Annotated in this window: 15 protein-coding genes; 12 read left to right on the top strand and 3 right to left on the bottom strand. The window is 72.9% G+C overall.

Translation table 11 applies throughout. The features are described from left to right. Nucleotides 1–785 precede the first annotated feature (785 nt). The 4 genes from F7R91_RS21525 to F7R91_RS21540 all read left to right on the top strand — a co-directional run bounded on the left by F7R91_RS21525 (nucleotide 786) and on the right by F7R91_RS21540 (nucleotide 4,150). Nucleotides 786–2,009, top strand: coding sequence for an NAD(P)-dependent malic enzyme (locus tag F7R91_RS21525; protein WP_150950725.1), 1,224 nt, complete (start codon nucleotides 786–788; stop codon nucleotides 2,007–2,009). Nucleotides 2,010–2,241: 232 nt separating this feature from the next. After that, nucleotides 2,242–3,207 (top strand): zinc-binding dehydrogenase, encoded by a 966-nt coding sequence (locus F7R91_RS21530; RefSeq protein ID WP_150950726.1) that lies wholly within the window; start codon nucleotides 2,242–2,244, stop codon nucleotides 3,205–3,207. A 161-nt stretch (nucleotides 3,208–3,368) separates the two neighbouring features. Then, complete coding sequence (locus tag F7R91_RS21535) at nucleotides 3,369–3,578, top strand: helix-turn-helix domain-containing protein (RefSeq protein WP_018571396.1); 210 nt, start codon at nucleotides 3,369–3,371, stop codon at nucleotides 3,576–3,578. Beyond that, a complete protein-coding gene (locus F7R91_RS21540; protein ID WP_150950727.1) occupies nucleotides 3,578–4,150 on the top strand; it encodes a Clp protease N-terminal domain-containing protein in 573 nt (190 codons plus the stop codon). The genes F7R91_RS21535 and F7R91_RS21540 overlap by 1 nt, the downstream gene beginning before the upstream one ends. 350 nt (nucleotides 4,151–4,500) lie before the next feature. Here the strand turns inward: F7R91_RS21540 and F7R91_RS21545 are convergent, their stop codons facing one another. Together F7R91_RS21545 and F7R91_RS21550 are read right to left on the bottom strand one after the other, a co-directional pair. Continuing rightward, complete coding sequence (locus F7R91_RS21545) at nucleotides 4,501–5,562, bottom strand: PadR family transcriptional regulator (protein ID WP_150950728.1); 1,062 nt, start codon at nucleotides 5,560–5,562, stop codon at nucleotides 4,501–4,503. A gap of 1 nt (nucleotide 5,563) precedes the next feature. Then, complete coding sequence (locus tag F7R91_RS21550; RefSeq protein WP_150950729.1) at nucleotides 5,564–6,490, bottom strand: DUF4097 family beta strand repeat-containing protein; 927 nt, start codon at nucleotides 6,488–6,490, stop codon at nucleotides 5,564–5,566. Nucleotides 6,491–6,636: 146 nt separating this feature from the next. On the opposite strand from F7R91_RS21550, the gene F7R91_RS21555 reads away from it, so the two are divergent. Further along, on the top strand, nucleotides 6,637–7,485 hold the full coding sequence (locus tag F7R91_RS21555; RefSeq protein WP_150950730.1) for a hypothetical protein: 849 nt from the start codon (nucleotides 6,637–6,639) through the stop codon (nucleotides 7,483–7,485). A gap of 521 nt (nucleotides 7,486–8,006) precedes the next feature. On the opposite strand, the gene F7R91_RS21560 is transcribed toward F7R91_RS21555, so the two are convergent. Continuing rightward, on the bottom strand, nucleotides 8,007–8,186 hold the full coding sequence (locus F7R91_RS21560; protein ID WP_023586593.1) for a DUF6104 family protein: 180 nt from the start codon (nucleotides 8,184–8,186) through the stop codon (nucleotides 8,007–8,009). Between the two features lie 188 nt (nucleotides 8,187–8,374). Between F7R91_RS21560 and F7R91_RS21565 the strand changes: the two genes are divergently transcribed. The 7 genes from F7R91_RS21565 (at nucleotide 8,375) to F7R91_RS21590 (ending at nucleotide 16,476) form a co-directional block, all read left to right on the top strand. Continuing rightward, nucleotides 8,375–8,734, top strand: coding sequence for a CU044_2847 family protein (locus F7R91_RS21565; RefSeq protein WP_150950731.1), 360 nt, complete (start codon nucleotides 8,375–8,377; stop codon nucleotides 8,732–8,734). Continuing rightward, entirely contained in the window at nucleotides 8,727–9,665 is a 939-nt protein-coding gene (locus F7R91_RS21570; protein WP_150950732.1) for a S1 family peptidase, read from the top strand. The genes F7R91_RS21565 and F7R91_RS21570 overlap by 8 nt, the downstream gene beginning before the upstream one ends. Beyond that, complete coding sequence (locus tag F7R91_RS21575) at nucleotides 9,563–10,681, top strand: VMAP-C domain-containing protein (RefSeq protein WP_150950733.1); 1,119 nt, start codon at nucleotides 9,563–9,565, stop codon at nucleotides 10,679–10,681. Before F7R91_RS21570 ends, F7R91_RS21575 begins: the two co-directional genes overlap by 103 nt. Nucleotides 10,682–10,829: 148 nt before the next feature. Next, nucleotides 10,830–11,828: an AAA family ATPase gene (locus tag F7R91_RS21580; RefSeq protein WP_150950734.1), complete on the top strand. Its 999-nt coding sequence runs from the start codon at nucleotides 10,830–10,832 to the stop codon at nucleotides 11,826–11,828. Nucleotides 11,829–11,831: 3 nt separating this feature from the next. Continuing rightward, the gene (locus tag F7R91_RS21585) at nucleotides 11,832–15,107 is read left to right on the top strand and encodes an SAV_2336 N-terminal domain-related protein (RefSeq protein WP_150950735.1); all 3,276 of its coding nucleotides are present in this window, start codon (nucleotides 11,832–11,834) and stop codon (nucleotides 15,105–15,107) included. Further along, nucleotides 15,104–15,256 (top strand): hypothetical protein, encoded by a 153-nt coding sequence (locus F7R91_RS42110; RefSeq protein ID WP_161070013.1) that lies wholly within the window; start codon nucleotides 15,104–15,106, stop codon nucleotides 15,254–15,256. The genes F7R91_RS21585 and F7R91_RS42110 overlap by 4 nt, the downstream gene beginning before the upstream one ends. Beyond that, nucleotides 15,253–16,476, top strand: a complete 1,224-nt coding sequence (locus F7R91_RS21590) for an FxsB family cyclophane-forming radical SAM/SPASM peptide maturase (RefSeq protein ID WP_150950736.1) — start codon at nucleotides 15,253–15,255, stop codon at nucleotides 16,474–16,476. The genes F7R91_RS42110 and F7R91_RS21590 overlap by 4 nt, the downstream gene beginning before the upstream one ends. Nucleotides 16,477–16,495 lie beyond the last annotated feature (19 nt).

Below are 16,495 nucleotides of genomic sequence, written 5' to 3' on the forward strand. Positions count from 1 at the left end.
TCGGCCAGCGGCGCCGCGGCGCTCGCCTCCGACGTACTGTCACTGCTGCCCTGGTCCGTCTGGTCACCGCAGGCGGTGAGCAGCAGCGCGCCTGCGACCGCGATCGCACCGACCGCGGCAATCCGGGAGCGCGCGGCGGTGGTACGACGGGTGGTGCTTGCGGTCATGGTGGGTTCCTCCGGCGGATGGGTGGAGTTGCCGATGGGGCTGAGCAGCCGCCGAGGGGTCGACGGTTGCCGTTGGGTTGACGAGAACACACACCTTCGAGTGTGGCGACCTCGTGTGATTACGGCATCTTGCCATTCGGACGAAGCCATTCAGGGGACCCGACATGTCAAAATCGGATAACGGGTGACCCCCGAACCACACCAGGTCGGTACATCACGACCGCACCTTCTGCGGGAATCTGCCCCTCGGGCCGGAAGATCTGCGGTCCATCTCAGGATATGGATGTTCGATTCGGATCGTTTGCGACTGTTTGGGTGTTGGTTGAATCTTCGTCAAGTGCTCGTCGCGGACTTGTCCAGATATCTGCTCATGATTCGTGTCACCGCTATGCGACCGTCGCGCTCCGGAATGTGACCTTGCACGTATTGGACTCGTCCCGGCGCAGTCCGTCCGGTAAGAAGGTTCTTTACACCCCTCATCCGGGGCTCAGGGCGCGTGTGCGGCGCGCCCGTCGCGTATGTCCCTTACGTAACACGACCTGGGCCGTGCGCGGTGCCCGCCCACTTCTCAACCAGGAGTGGCCACCCTCAACCATGAAGACCTAAGGGGTAAGACAAGTGGCAGCGGAGATCGTCAATCCTCGCAGCGACAACGACAGTTCGGATCAGGACGGGGCCGAGCCCCTCGATTCCTTCGATCCGGCGTTCGCGCTGCACCGCGGCGGCAAGATGGCTGTGCAGGCCACCGTGCCGGTCCGCGACAAGGACGACCTGTCCCTGGCGTACACGCCCGGCGTCGCGAAAGTGTGCAGCGCGATCGCCGAGCAGCCCGACCTCGTCCACGACTACACATGGAAGTCGTCGGTCGTCGCCGTCGTGACGGACGGTACGGCGGTGCTCGGACTCGGGGACATCGGCCCCGAAGCCTCCCTTCCGGTGATGGAGGGGAAGGCGATCCTCTTCAAGCAGTTCGGCGGCGTGGACGCCGTCCCGATCGCCCTGGCCTGCACCGAGGTCGACGAGATCGTCGAGACCGTGGTGCGCCTCGCGCCGTCCTTCGGCGGCGTCAACCTGGAGGACATCTCGGCGCCGCGGTGCTTCGAGGTCGAGAAAAAGCTCCAGGAGCGGCTGGACATTCCCGTCTTCCACGACGACCAGCACGGTACGGCGGTCGTCACGCTGGCGGCGCTGCGGAACGCGGCGAAGCTGACCGGGCGGGGCCTCGGGGACCTGCGCGCGGTGATCTCGGGCGCCGGCGCGGCCGGTGTCGCCATCGCGAAGATGCTGGTCGGGGCCGGGATCGGGGACGTCGCCGTCGCCGACCGCAAGGGCATCGTGTCCGCCGACCGGGATGACCTCACGCCCGTCAAGCGGGAACTGGCCGGCTTCACCAACAAGGCCGGGATCACCGGGTCGCTGGAGACGGCACTGCAGGGCGCCGACGTCTTCATCGGCGTCTCCGGCGGTACGGTGCCGGAGCCGGCGGTGGCCTCGATGGCGGAGGGCGCCTTCGTCTTCGCCATGGCCAACCCGAACCCCGAGGTGCACCCGGACGTGGCGCACAAGTACGCGGCGGTCGTCGCGACCGGGCGGTCGGACTTCCCGAACCAGATCAACAACGTGCTGGCGTTCCCGGGGATCTTCGCGGGTGCGCTCCAGGTGCGGGCCTCCCGGATCACCGAGGGCATGAAGATCGCGGCGGCGGAGGCGTTGGCGGCGGTCGTCGGCGATGATCTTGCCGCTGACTACGTCATCCCGTCCCCCTTCGACGAGCGGGTCGCTCCCGCGGTGACGGCGGCGGTGGCCGCGGCTGCGCGGGCGGAGGGTGTCGCTCGCCGGTGAGGTGAGGTGCTCCGACGTGTGAATGGCCCCGCCCATTTGGCCCCGTCCATCTGGGCGGGGCCATTCCTTTACCCGCCCACCGGTCCGTTCGGGTGACTTTGGGGGTGGACGTCAGGTGTACGGCCCGTCCGGCGTCCGAGGGCGAGGCCCCGCCCGGTGCCCGAGGCAAGAGGGCATGTGTCACAGAGCTCCGTTGTTCCCCGTGCAGCCGGCGGAGCCTATCGTCAAGGTCATGTTCGCTGCCTACGCCGCCCGAATCGACCGCGACCAGCCGCTGACCGGCCTCGAACTGGGGGAGCGTCCGGCTCCCGAGGCCCGGGCCGGCTGGAGCGTCGTCGACGTCAAGGCCGCCTCCCTCAACCATCACGACCTCTGGTCCCTGCGCGGCGTCGGCCTCCCCGAGGACCGGCTGCCGATGATCCTCGGCTGCGACGCTTCCGGCGTGGACGAGGACGGCAACGAGGTCGTCCTGCACTCCGTCATCGGCCAGACCGGTCACGGCGTAGGTCCCAGGGAACCCCGTTCCATCCTTACCGAGCGCTACCAGGGCACCTTCGCCGAGCAGGTCGCCGTACCGACGTGGAACATCCTTCCGAAGCCCAAGGAGCTCTCCTTCGCGGAGGCCGCCTGTCTGCCCACGGCCTGGCTGACGGCGTATCGGATGCTCTTCACGAACGCCGGTGTACGCCCCGGTGATTCCGTTCTCGTTCAGGGGGCCGGCGGTGGTGTCGCGACGGCGGCCATTGTGCTCGGGAAGGCGGCGGGGCTGCGGGTCTTCGCGACCAGCCGGGACGAGGCGAAGCGGAAGCGGGCCCTGGAACTGGGCGCGGTGGAGGCGGTGGAGCCGGGTGCGCGGCTGCCGCAGCGGGTGGACGCCGTCATCGAGACCGTCGGCGCGGCGACCTGGTCGCACTCGGTGAAGTCCCTGCGGCCCGGCGGCACGCTGGTGATCTCCGGCGCCACGAGCGGTGACCGGCCCTCGCACGCCGAACTGACCCGCATCTTCTTCCTGGAGCTGAAGGTCGTCGGCTCCACGATGGGCACGAAGGACGAGCTGGAGGACCTGCTGTCCTTCTGCGCCGCGACCGGCGTACGTCCCGTCATCGACGAGGTGCTGCCGCTGGACCGGGCCCGGGAGGGCTTCGAACGGCTGGCTGCAGGGGACCAGTTCGGCAAGATCGTGCTGTCGAACGTGTAGCGGTTACTGTCGGCCTGCCCAGGCCCTCCTCAAGGCTTCCTCGCGGCCGGTCCGGTTCCCGGGCCGGCTGTTGCCGTATACGGCATGTCGCATGCCGTATGCCGTTTGCCGCATGTCAACCGTGGTTGACAGGTTCGGGCTTGTCAACGTAGGTTGACGTCATGACCGAAGCAACGGATCTCGCTGAGCGTGCGGGAGACCGCGACCCCCGGGTCGGGCTGCGTGCCGTGGCCGCGCTGCGCAGGCTGCTGGAGCAGCTGGAGGCCGTGCAGGTGCGCAGTGCGCGCAACCAGGGCTGGTCGTGGCAGGAGATCGCCGCGGAACTCGGTGTGAGCAGGCAGGCCGTGCACAAGAAGTACGGGAGGCAGTGATGTTCGAACGGTTCACGAAGGACGCCCGTGCCGTGGTCGAGGGCGCGGTGGGGCATGCCGAGCGGGAGGGCGCGGAGCGGGTCGAGGAGACGCATGTACTGCTCTCGCTGCTCGACCGTGAGGGCACTCGCGGATCGTTCGCGCTGGCCTCGCTGGGTCTGCCGCCCGGCGGGCGGGAGGCGCTGGTGCGCGACCTGGCCGAGGCCCGCCGCCGTGGCGGCCTCTCCAAGGCCGACGCGGATGCCCTGTCCGGGCTGGGCATCGACCTGGCGGAGATCGTGTCCCGGGTCGAGGAGGCGCACGGCGAAGGGGCGTTGGGGGCCGTGGGCCGGGGCGCCCTCTTCGGGGGACGGTCCGGGCGGCGGCCGTTCAGCCGCGGGGCCAAGGACCTCCTCACCGCAACGCTGCGCGTCGCCCTGGCGCGCCGAGAACGGGCCATCGGTGACGAACACATCCTCCTGGCCCTGACGCTCCGCCCCGGCGTCCCCGCGGAGACCCTGGCCGACCACGGGGTGACACACAGCTCCCTGACACAGCTGCTGTACGGGGAGGGGGAGGCAAAGGCAGGCTGAATGCTTTGAACGGAACGGCCGCGAGGGGCAACCCCCGGGGGTGCGGGGCTGTACCGGTGTGGGGGTCCGCTGCGTGGGGGGCGACCTGTTGCAGGCGGCCCGCGTCCGCCGCTCGGTCGAATCGCCCGAGCTGTTTCGCCAGGCGGCGGGCCTCGCCGAGTTGTTCGCGTGTGGCGCCGTGGTCGCGGGCCGCGCCATCGGGCGCTGGCGACAGCACCCCTGAGATGCGGGGCTGTGCCAGTGTGCGGGCCCGCCGCGTGGGGGCGACCTGTTGCAGGCCACCCGCATCCGCCGCTCAGACGAATCGCCCGAGCACTTTAGCCTGGCGCCCAGTCCGAGCCCCCAGAGGCTCAGGCCTTGGGTGCACGCAGCAGCGCCCCGATATGAGCCGCCGCCGACGACAGATGGCGGCGGGCCTCGCGGAGTTGGTCGGCTGTGACCCCGTGATCGCGGGCCGCATCGCGGATGTCGTCACGGAAGCGGTCGAGCAGGCGGTCCAGATCGCGTGCCGGGTCACCGGAGGGATCCGCGCTCTCGTGGGCCCAGGCCGGTTCGTACTCGGCCGGGAAGTCCTGCGGGGTGTGCGAGTAGTCCGGCCGTGAGGCCTGCTTCTCGGCGCCGCCGCGTGCAAAGCCGAAGTCCTTTCCGAACTCCTTGCCGTAGTCCCTTCCGAACTCGCCGAACTCCTTGGCGAGTTCGGTCAGCCCCTCGCGCACGCCCGTCGGCCAGTCGCCCCGCGAGAAGTGGTCCTGCACCTGCTCCTGAACCCGCCGGGCGATGCGCTGCATCTCCTCCTGTGCCTGGGCCCGGGCCCGGTCCTGTGCCTCCTTGGCCTGGCGCCTGGCCCGCTGGGCCTCCTCGCGGGCCCGCCGGCTCTCGTCCTTGGCGCGCCGGGCCTGCTCCTTCCACTCCTGCTTGACGCGGCGCATCTCCTCCTTGGCGGCGCGCCACGCCTCCTTCTCGTCCCGATCGGTGAAGTCCCCGAAGGGGGAGTCTTGTTCGCCGCCGGCCCTGGTCCCATTGCGCCGGGCCTCGCTGGCCGCCGCCCGCATCTCGCGCCGCAGGTCGCCCGCCGCGCCACGCACATCGGCCCGGATCTCGGCGGCGAGTTCGGCGACCGACTCGCGGATCTCCAGTTCCAGGTCGGCCAGTTCGCCGCTGCGGTCGGCCAGTTCCTCGCGGCCCAGGTCGGTGATGGCGTACACCTTGCGGCCGCCCTCGGTGGTGTGCGTGACCAGGCCCTCGGCCTCCAGCTTGGCCAGTCGCGGGTACACGGTGCCCGCCGAGGGCGCGTACAGCCCCTGGAAGCGCTCCTCCAGGAGCCGGATCACCTCGTAGCCGTGGCGCGGGGCCTCGTCGAGCAGCTTCAGCAGGTAGAGGCGGAGGCGTCCGTGGGCGAAGACGGGGGGCATGTCAGAGCACCTTCTTGTCGGTCGTGCCGTCGGCCGGGGTGCTGGTCGAACCGCCGCCCGGACCGGAGACGGCATTCTCCCGCGAACCGGGGTCCCCGGTGTCCCGCTGCTCCTGCTCGTCCTCGGCCGGCGGCCGGCGCAGGAGGGCGATGGAGCCGGAGACGGTCGTTGCGCGCAGTCTGCCGGTGCCCGCCCCCAGACGGCCGGTGATCTTGTGGGCGCCCCACTGGCCGTGCACCCGCAGACCGTCGAAGGCGTTGGAGATCGTGCCGCTCGCGGTGTTCGCCTCGACCTCGGCGTCCGCCGGGGCGGGCAGCCGGATGGCGATCTCGCCGGAGACGCTGGTCAGGCTGATGTCGGTGGGGCCGTCCGGATCGAGGTCGACGATCATGGAGCCGCTGACCGAGTCGGCCCGCACGGAGGAGCCCGCGCCCTCGACGACGGTGAGGTCCCCGGAGACGGAGTTGAACCGGAGGTCGCCGGTGACCGCCTGGGCCTCCAGGTTCCCCGACACGGTGTCCGCGCGGACGGGGCCGGAGACGGCGACGAGGGTCGTGTCGCCCGTGACCCCCTTGATCGCCGAGGGTCCGCGCAGCCCGGACACGACGGCGCCGGCGCCCACCACACCCACCTCGACCCGGGTGTCGGCCGGCACGGCCAGGGAGACGACGGCACTGCGCCGCCAGCCCTTGCGGTCGAGCCACTTGAGGAAGCCCTTCCAGGGCAGGTCGTCGTACGCCACGGTGAGCGTGCCGGCCTGCTGGGTGACGACCAGGGGCGGTCCCACGATCTCGGAGACCTCCAGGCGGGCGGAACCCTCGTCCGTGCCCACCACGTTCACCGTTCCGTTGACCACGCGTACGTGGAGCTCTTTCACGGGCTCGTCGAACGTGAGCTTCCTCGGCTCTGTGACGGACCACTCGGACATGATCGACCTCCCCGTAGCGACGCGCCATATCGCGTCTTCCCGCTATTCACGATATATCGCGGCCGGGGAAAGTCAAGGCACCCGTTCCGGGGATGTCGAGGCTGCGAAAACGCTCAAACGGGGGTGGATCGCCCTAACGTGTGACTATGTCGACGGAACCTGCCCGTACCGGACCCGCCGGTGCCGCCCCCGGCGCCCTGCTCCTGTGCCGGGCCGCGCCCGAATCCGTCGCCCCCGCCGCACGGCTGCTGCGCGAGCGGATGCTGCTCGCGCGCGCGGGTGACGACTGGTGTGCCCTCGTGCCCGAGGGAAAGCCCTGGCTGCACGGTGGCGAACCGGTCGACCAGGTACTCACCGGCTGGGCCGCGGCTCTGGCCGTCGGCGCTTCCTGGCCCGTACTCGCCCTGTGGTGGGACGCCGACCACGCGGGCTTCACGCTCGCGTCCGGCTTCCGCCGCCCCGTCGGCTACGTCTGGCTCGCGAACGGCACTCCGGCCGGCGAGGACGAGGCCATGCGTACCTTCGCCGCCCGCCTCGGGCTCGACCCGGTCCTGGACGTACAGTCGCTGGACGAGCTGACGAAGCCGGACGCGGAGGCCGACGCCCGCGCCCGTCTGCACGGTCTGCTCGCGGTCCTCACGCGCGCGGGCGTGTCCTTGTCCGCCGGCCTCACCCCGGGCGAACCTCCGGAGCTCCTTCGCGAGACGGCCCTGGGCCGTCCGGACGCCCACGCCGTCGAGTGGCCCGACCCGGGCGAGGTGCTCCGCACCGGACCTGGCGCAGCAGCAGGCGGCCGACCGGGCCCGTACGTCCCCTGGCCCTGGACGGGTGGCCCCCAGGCCCGCACCCTGGCCCTCGCCCAGATGGCGGCCGGCATCCCCGTCACGGTCTGGGGCCTACGGCGCCGCAGCGGCGGCTGGATCACGGCGGGGGCGCTCCTGCTGGCCCATGGCGCGCTGGGGTTCTTCTATGGCCTGGCCCATCCGCTCGATTGACGGGCGTCGGCAGGGAGGTGCGGCCGTCGGGGCTCCCCAGCGGGGGAGTCCTCTCTCCGCGGCCGGGCGCGTGCGGCGCTGCAGCGCTGGCTGGATTGCGGCGGGGGTTCTCCGGCTGGCTCCCGGTGCGCTGGGGTTCTTCTACGGCCTGGCCCATCCGGTCGACTGACGGGCGTCGGCAGGAGGGGCGGTCGCCGGGGCTCCCCAGCGGGGGAGTCCACTCCGCGGCCGGGTGCCTGTCGCGCCAGCGCCAGCTGGATCTGCTGGCCCACCCGCTCGACTGACAGGCCTGGACAGAGAGGGGCGGCCATCCGGGCCCTCAGCGGGGGAGTCCTCTCTCCGCGGCCGGGTGCCTGTGGCGCCGCAGCGCTGGTTGGATCGCGGCGGGGGGCGCACCCTCCTCCTGCCCCACGGCGCGCTGGGGCTCTGCCGCGCCCTTGACCCGCCCGCTCGACTCACGCCTCGGCAAGAGACGGCCGCCGCACACGGCCCCCGCCGACGCCCCCGCAGGAAAGCCCGTCCTACTCCTCGTCCTCGTCGTCCAGTCGCGCCAGCCACGTCGCCAGTCGCTCCACCGGTACCTCGAAGTCCGGGTTCAGGTCGACGAACGTCCGCAACTGCTCGGCGAGCCACTCGAAGGTGACCTCTTCCTCGCCGCGCCGCTTCTCCAGTTCTTCGATGCCTCGGTCGGTGAAGTACAACTCTTGCTCCTGATGCGGACGGGACAGCCCTGGGGCCTACTCCCTCAGGGTAGGCCGTGGCACTCGGCGCCCGCGCCGCGCGGGTCGGGTGCGTCGTCCGCAACCAAGTGGGGTATGAGCCTCGTCGCAGTTCAAGTGGGCGCCGGTCACGGCAGGTCGGCCGGCGGAGAGCTCGACGGGGGAGCGGGATGAGTCACATCCAGGATGTCGAACTTCCGGACGGTACGGTGATCACCGCCCGGATCGGGGCGGGGGACGCGTACGGCGACCAGGAGGACGTGGGTTTCACCGAGGCCGCCGTCGCCAAGATCGAACAGCTCCAGGAGCTGATCAAGGGCGTCGGCGCCACCGTCCTCGACGCGGCCCGCACGGCCAAGCCCCACGAGGCCGCCATCACCTTCGGTGTGGAGCTGACCGCCAAGGAGGGCCTGGCGGTCGCCGTACTCGCCCGGGGTGAGGCCAAGGCCTCCCTGGAGGTCACGCTGACCTGGCAGTTCGACCGCAGCCCCGCGGCACAGGACGACGGGGACCCGGCCGCGCATGACTGAGCGGAACGACCGCCTCTACGAACTGGTCCGGGCCGCGACCGTCCATCTTCTGCCCACCGGGGCCGACACGGGCCCGCTGTGGGGCAGCGGCTTCTTCGTCGCGCCCGGCTGGGTGCTGACCGCCGCCCATGTGCTGCGCCCCCACCTGGCGGCGGACCGCGACACCGTGTTCCGGGTGCGCGGCGAGGGCGTGGACGCCGAGGCCCGGCTCGAGCAGTGGCTGCTCACCGACCCACGGCGTCCCGTCGTACCCCTGGAGGAGGACCTGGCGCTGGTGCGGCTGACGGGTGACGCCGACGAGCATGCGCACGAGTGTGTGTGGCTCGCCGACCGGGCCGCGCGTCACTCCGGGGCCCTCAAGGCGTGCGGTTACTACCCCGGACCTCCCGAGACGCACTTCAGGATCGTGGACGCCGAGATCAACGGCCACGAGGACACGTACGGGCTGATCATCAAGCCCGACATCGACTTCCCGAGCGGTGTCTCGGGCGGTCCGCTGCTCGACCCGGAGACCGGTGCCGTGGTCGGGCTGATCAAGTCGCGGCGCAAGGAGCAGGACGGCGGGAAGGCGGTGGCGATCTCCGCGCTGCGCCGCTTCGGGCCGGTGTACCGCACCCTCATGGCCGCCCACGACCGCTGGCACGGCGCCGAGCCGGTGTCCGGGACCGGGGACAATTGGATCGACCTGCAGGGCGGCGCGGGCACCGGCGGCGAACGGTGGACGCCCGCCGACCGCCGCGAGGCGCTCGGACTGCTTGCGGACCTGCCCGTGCCGCCCGACGCGCCCACCGTCGCCCTCCTGGCGAGACAGGCGCGCAGCGGCATGCAGTGGCCGGGCGGCACACCCGAGCTGCTGACCTGGCGCGACGGGTACGGGCTGCTCTACGAGGGGCGCATCCGCTGGAAGCCCTCACCTTCCTGCGCTACCTGAGGTATGTCGAGTCGTACATCCGCTCCCGGGGCGGCGACGGCGCCGCGCTCGGCGCATGGATACAGAAGCGGCTGCGCCGGGAGCCGCGCCGTGAACTGCACGCGCTCGTCCGCGACGTCGCCCTTCCCGACGCCCTGCGGCCCGCCTCCGAGGACGGGCCGGAGCGCGTCGTGATCCCCTACCCGGGCCCCGGTGAGGGCCCCACCGTGGCCGTCCTTCTCGACCCGGTGATCGGCTCGCAGCCCGCCCGGTTCTTCTGGGAGATCTGGCTCGACGCCGGGGACGGCGAACCCGAACTGTACGAGTCCGACGGCTCCGTCCGCGGTCATCTGCCCGGTGAGCTCGTCCAGGCCCTGCGCGAGCCGCTGGGCAGACTGCTGCGGGCCAAGGACCGGGAGGGCTGCCCCGTGCCGCTCGAAGTCGCCCTGCCCGCCGAGTACTTCGACACCGCCGTGCACCGCTGGCGGTTCGACGACATCGCCGAGCTGAACGACACCGGGCACCTGGGGGCGCGCCGCCGTGTCGTGCTGCGCTCCCTGGAGCGCCGGGGAGATCCGGACAAACTCTGGGCCGAACGCTGGCAGGCCATGGCGGCCGAGCAGCGCTTCGGCGGCTGGCGCACACCCGCGCGGGGCGCCGTGCACACCGACCGCAGCTACCGGGAGGCCGCGTTCGGTCTCATCCCCGTCATGTGCCGCCCGGCCGGACGCGAACCGGGGCGCGGCGCCATGCGGCTCGCCCTGGAGAACGGTCACGGCGTCGCGCTCTGGCACATCGACGGGCACACCTCCCGCGCCTGCCCCGAAACGTGCGACACGCTCTACGCCAAGGCCGAGGAACTGCTCGGCGCCCTCGGCTCGCCGGCCGAACTCCCGGACCGTCTGCGGCACATCCGCCAGGACATCAGCGAGCAGCGGGCCGACGGCGCCTGGGCGGAGCCGATGGCACTGCTGTACGACGATCCACGCCGTCCGCTGCCCGCGGAGGAGACCGGGACCGTGGACGCGCCGCTGTGACCGCTCCCGCGCCCCCGACCGCCCGCTGGCCGAAAACGCCGGTGCCGCAGGGCCTGCCTGGGTACATTCTCAGGGGCCCGTTGCGGGCGCACGACGCCCCCGTCGGCCAGGACGTGGACTACCACCGACCGTCGGCGAGGAGCGCACCATGAGCGAGTGGTACATCTACCGGGGGACCGGACGTCCGGATCCGGCCAGGATCGGGGAGCTGCCGGACCCGCCGCCGTGGCGCTCCTTCGACGCCCCGGTCGTCGACTACGACGTCCCGGAACTCGACCGTGCCACCCACCGCAGGCTCGGCTCGCGCACCGTACCCCTGCCCATCCAGGACCCCGACACCCTCGAACTCGTCAACGCCGCCCTGTATCTGAGGCGCCCGCTGCTCGTCACCGGCGAACCGGGCGTCGGCAAGTCGACGCTCGCGCACTCCGTGGCCTACGAACTCGGCCTCGGCCGGGTCCTGGAGTGGCCGGTCGTCTCCCGCAGCGAACTGCGGGACGGGCTCTACACCTACGACGCCATCGGCCGCCTCCAGGACGCGCAGCTGCCGGGGAACTCCGAGTCCGAGGACATCGGCCGGTACATCAAGCTCGGCCCGCTCGGCACCGCGCTGCTCGCCGCCGAAAAGCCCCGGGTCCTGCTCATCGACGAGCTCGACAAGAGCGACATCGACCTCCCCAACGATCTGCTGAACGTCCTGGAGGAGGGCAGGTTCGCCATCCCCGAGCTGGAGCGGATCGCCGACCGCGCCCCGGTCGTGGAGGTCCTCACCGACGACGGCCGCCGGGTCGCCGTGACAAACGGTCAGGTGAGCTGCCGCTCCTTCCCGTTCGTCGTCATGACCAGCAACCGCGAGCGCGAGTTCCCCGCCCCGCTGCTGCGCCGCTGCATCCCGCTCGACCTGAAGGCCCCGCGCGACGAGCGCCTCGCCGCCCTGGTCCAGGCGCACTTCGGGCAGGGCTCGTACGACGACAACCGCGACCTCGTCGACCAGTTCACCCAGGCCGAGGCGGACGGCGCGCTGCGCCCCACCGACCAGCTGCTCAACGCCATCTTCCTCGCCCAGTACGCCGCGCGGGACGCGGCCGAGCGACGCGAGGAGATCTCGGAGCTGCTGATGCAGCCCCTGGACCGCGGGCCGCGGTGACCGATGTCCGCACCGGCTTCCGACACCCCGCCCGACGACGTGAGCCACGCGCTCACGGCGCTGGTCGCGCGGCTGCGCGACGCGGGTGTCGCACCGGGCGTCGAGGAGCTCGCGGACGCACTGTGGCTGGCCCGCTGGCTGCCGCCGGGCGACGGGCGGACGGCCCGGCCCGTGCCCGATCCGGCGGGCCCCGAACCCGAACGCCGCGACGGCACCGGCTCCTTGCCCCAGCCGTCCGGACCGGTCCGCGCCACCTCGGGTGCGCGGGAGTCCCAACAGGCTGACGGTGCCCGGCTGTTCGCCCCCGGTCCGGGCAGCGACGACGATTCCGACTCCGGCACCGGCTCCGGCACCCGGATGACACCCGTCCGGGTCCCCTCCGCACCCGCCCTGCCCGAACCCCTCGCCCTGCAACGGGGGTTACGCCCCCTCCAGCGCTACCGGGCCCCCGTCCGCCCCGTGGCCCGCACCCTCGACGAACACGCCACCGCCGACCGGGCCGCCGAATCCGGGCTGGTGCTGCCCGTCCTGCGGCCCGACCGACGCCGTGAGGCACGGCTGCTGCTCCTGATGGACGTCTCCACCTCCACCGTGGTCTGGCAGCAGGCGTTCGACGAGCTGTGGCAGGTCTGCGCCCGGGCCGGCGCCTTCCGCGAGGTACAGACGAGGTATCTGCACGAGAGCCCCGGCGGTCTGCCCGGCTGCTCCGCCCGTCCGGACCCCCGGGGCCCGCTGCACGCCCCCGAGCAGCTCAGGGACCCGACCGGGAGGCGCGTGACGCTGGTGCTCAGCGACTGCGCCGGGCCCATGTGGCGCAGCGGCCGGGTGCAGCGGCTGCTGCACGGCTGGGCCGCGACCGCGCCCGTGGCCGTCGTACAGCCGCTGCCGCAGCGCATGTGGCTGCGCACGCATCTGCCCGCCCGGCGCGGGCTTCTGCACCGCAGGGAAGGACCCGCGGGGGCGCTGGAGTTCCTGCCCGACCGGGGGCGCGCGGAGCGTGGTGCGCTGCCCGTCCCGGTGCTGGCGCTGCGCCGGGACTCGGTGGAGGGCTGGGCGCGGCTGGTGTCCGGCGCCACCGGACAGTCGCTCGCCGCCGCGGCCGGCTGGGTGCGCGCCGGCCATCCGGCGTCCGGGGCGCCGGTGCGGGCTGCCGAGGAGCTGACCGGCGAGGAACGCGTCCGCGCGTTCTGGCGCCCGGCGTCCGCGGAGGCCCGCCGGCTCGCCGTGTATCTGTCGGCGGTGCCGCTGTACCTGCCGGTGATGCAGCTGGTCCAGCACGCGATGCTCGCCGGGAGCGGGCCCGATGTGCTCTCCGAGGTGCTGCTCAGCGGGCTGCTCAGACGCCGGGAGGACCCGGACGACCCGCGGGCCGTGCGGTACGACTTCCTGCCGGGGGTCGCCCGGGAGCTGCGCGAGCGGCTGTCCGTCGACGAGGTCGAGCTGCTGTTCAAGCACTGCTCCGAGTACGTGGAGCGGAAGTTCGGGCGCAGCGTGCGCAACTTCCCGGCGCTGGCGGGGGCGTTCCTGCGCGGGGCGGTCGCCCCCGGGGGCGAGCTGTCGCCGCTGACGGGCGGTCCGGCGGGCGAGGGGGAGCCGGCCGGGCTGCGGGCGTTCGCCGAGGTGTCGGCGGAGGTGCTGCGGGATCTGGGGGCGCGGCTTCCGGCGGTGCCGGTGGAGCGCGGGCTGACCGCGGGGGAGCTGCTCAGCAAGGGGCGGGAGGCCGTCGGCCGGTTCCTGGGGGAGGGCCTCACCCGGGAACTCGACGCCGCGGTGGAGTATCTGCGCAAGGCGGTCGACGTCGCCCGGTCGCAGGAACAGCGGACGTCCGCCGGTGAGGAGCTGGCGAACGCGCTGCTGGCCCGGTGGCGGGTCCGCGGGGTGGGGGAGGACCTCCGGGAGGCGGGGGAGGCGATCGCCGCACCGGCCGCCGTCACCGTACGCGGGAGCCTGATCCTCGGCCTGGTCAGCTGGGCCCAGGCCCAGGGGGTGGTCGCGAGCGGGATCGACTTCGCGGGCCTGCCCGCCGGGGTGCGGGACTGGGCGCTGACCGCCCCGGACCGGCCCGAGGACCACGCCTGCGCGCTTCTGCTGTATCTGGCGGACCGGGACCTGACGACGGTCCTGCACGACGCCGACACGGCGCCCCACGCGCTCGCCCGTCGGCGGACGGCGGCGGAGGCGCTGGCCGCGGTGCGCCGGGCTGTCGCGGAGCTGGGTCCCGGGGTCGGGGGAGGTGCCGGGCCGCCCTTCACCGCCGAGGAGTGGTACGTCGCTCATCTGCACCGGGCGGCCGAGGCCGCGGGGGCACGGCTGGCCTTTCCCGAGCCCGAGCGCGCTCGGGTCGTACGGGGGCGGCTGTGGCTCGCCCTGGCCCGGCAGCACCTCGGGCGGGGGCGGGTGGAGGCGGTCGTCGACCTGGACCGGCTGCACGCGGAGTACCTGGCAACACTCGCCACCGAGGACTTCCTGGCGGCCGTGGGCGACGAGAGCGCGCTGCCGGCAGCCGAGCGCTGCCGGGTGTGGCTGGACGCGGCGGCCGCCATCGAGATCCAGCAGCCCCTGCGCGGCGACGGCCGTGAGCGCCGCATGCTGCTGTACGCGGTCGATCAGGCCCTCGCGGCCGCCGGCGACGACGATGCGCTGCGCTTCGAGTGTCATGCGTGGGCCGCGCGGATCTACCGGGCCCGGTACGACGAAACCGGGTCCCTCGACCAACTGCGACGTGCCGTCGAGGCATGGACGCAGGCCGAAGGGCTGCTCGGCGAGGACGATCCCAGGCGGCCGACGGTGCTGACCGAGTTCGGCCTGGTCCTCTTCGAGACGGCCCGGATCGAGGGGACGCACGGCGATGCCGGCAGGGCCGTCGAGCTGCTGCGCCGCGCGATCGACGAGTCCCCGCCGGAGGACCCCGGGCTCCCGGAGCGGCTGGCGGACCTGGGGCTGGCCTATTTCACGCGCTACACCTTCCAGCACGTCCTGTCCGACCTGTACGAGGCCGAGTGGCTGTTCGGCGAGGCCGTCCGGGGCTCCGACGACCCGGTGTTCCTCGCGCAGTGCTGGATCAGGCGGGGGTCCACGCTCCTGTTCCTGCACGACCGCACACACTCTCGCTCACGCCTGGAGCAGGCGCTCGAGTGCTACGGCAGGGCAGCCGAGTACGCCGAGGACGCCGAGGTTCCCGAGGCGCTGGCCGACGCCCTCCGGGGCCGGGACGAAGCCCGGAACCGGATCAGCGGCGCTCACGCCTCCGGCCCGGACCCCGAGACGGCCACCGAGTGACCGCCCCCGCCCAGGACGCCCGCACACCCCTCCCGGACATTCCCCGCCCCGACCACACCGACCACCCGGTATTGGCCGCCATCCTGGCCGAACTCCGTGTCCGCGACCGGGAGTCCATCGTCGTCGCCCGCTACGAGGACGCGCCATGACGACGCACCCGCACCGGCCGGCGCACCCGACATGGCCCCACGCGCTGCTCGACACCTCCGGCCACGACCCCGTCCCCTTCCGTCAGTTCGTGCTGAAGGTGCACAGCCGCTGCAACCTGGACTGCACGTACTGCTACCTCTACCGGGGCCGGGACCACAGCTGGCGCGAGCGCCCGGTCCGGGTGCCGGGCCGCACCGTGCGGCACACCGCGGCGCGGATCGCCGAGCATGTCCGCACGCACGGGCTCGACGACATCCGCATAGAACTCCACGGCGGCGAACCGCTGCTCGCCGGCCCCGCCCCCGTCCTGGCCTACGCCCGCGCCGTACGCGAGGCCGTCCCCGCGGGCTGCCGGGTCACCGCCACCGTCCAGAGCAACGGCACCCGTCTGACCGCCCCCACCCTCGACCTGCTCGCCGGGGCCGGGATCCGGGTCGGCCTCAGTCTCGACGGCGGCCGCGCCGCCCACAACGCCCGCCGGGTCGACCACGCCGGGCGCCCCGCCTGGCCCGCCGCCCGGGCGGCAGCCCTGCGGCTGGCGGCGCATCCGGGGTCGTACGCCGGAATCCTCTGCACCATCGATCTGCGCGCGGACCCCGTGGACGTCTACCGCTCGCTGCTCGAACTGCGCCCGCCCGGTGTGGACTTCCTCCTCCCGCACGCCAACTGGGGGCACCCGCCCCCGGGCCTCGACCCGCGGCGGCCCGGCCGGCACCGGCCCGGCCCCACCCCCTACGGGGACTGGCTCGCCGGCGTCTTCGACGTCTGGTGGGACGAGGGCCGGCTGCGCACCCGGATACGGCTGTTCCAGGAGATCGTGGCCCTGCTGCTGGGCGCGCCGAGCGGTGCCGAGGCCGTCGGGCTGTCGCCGGTGGCCGCCGTGGTGATCGAGACGGACGGCGCGATCGAGCAGGTCGACTCGCTCCGGTCCGCGTACGAGGGCGCCGCGGAGACCGGGTTCGACGTCTTCCGGCACTCCTTCGACCTGGCCCTGCGCCATCCCGGTGTCGTCGCACGACAGCTGGGCGGCCGCGCGCTGGCCCCGGAGTGCCTGGACTGCCCCGTCGGCACGGTGTGCGGGGGCGGGAACTACGTGCACCGCTACGCGCCGGGCAGCGGCTTCCGCCATCCCAGCGTCTACTGCGCCGACCTGGAACGGATCGTCCGGCATGTCGCCCACCGGCTGGAGCGGACGGCAGCGGAGGGCGATGGAGTCTGACCCGCGCTCAACCCGGCCC

Origin of the sequence: Streptomyces luteolifulvus (assembly GCF_008806595.1) — a bacterium.
GTDB classification, from domain to species: Bacteria; Actinomycetota; Actinomycetes; order Streptomycetales; family Streptomycetaceae; genus Streptomyces; species Streptomyces luteolifulvus.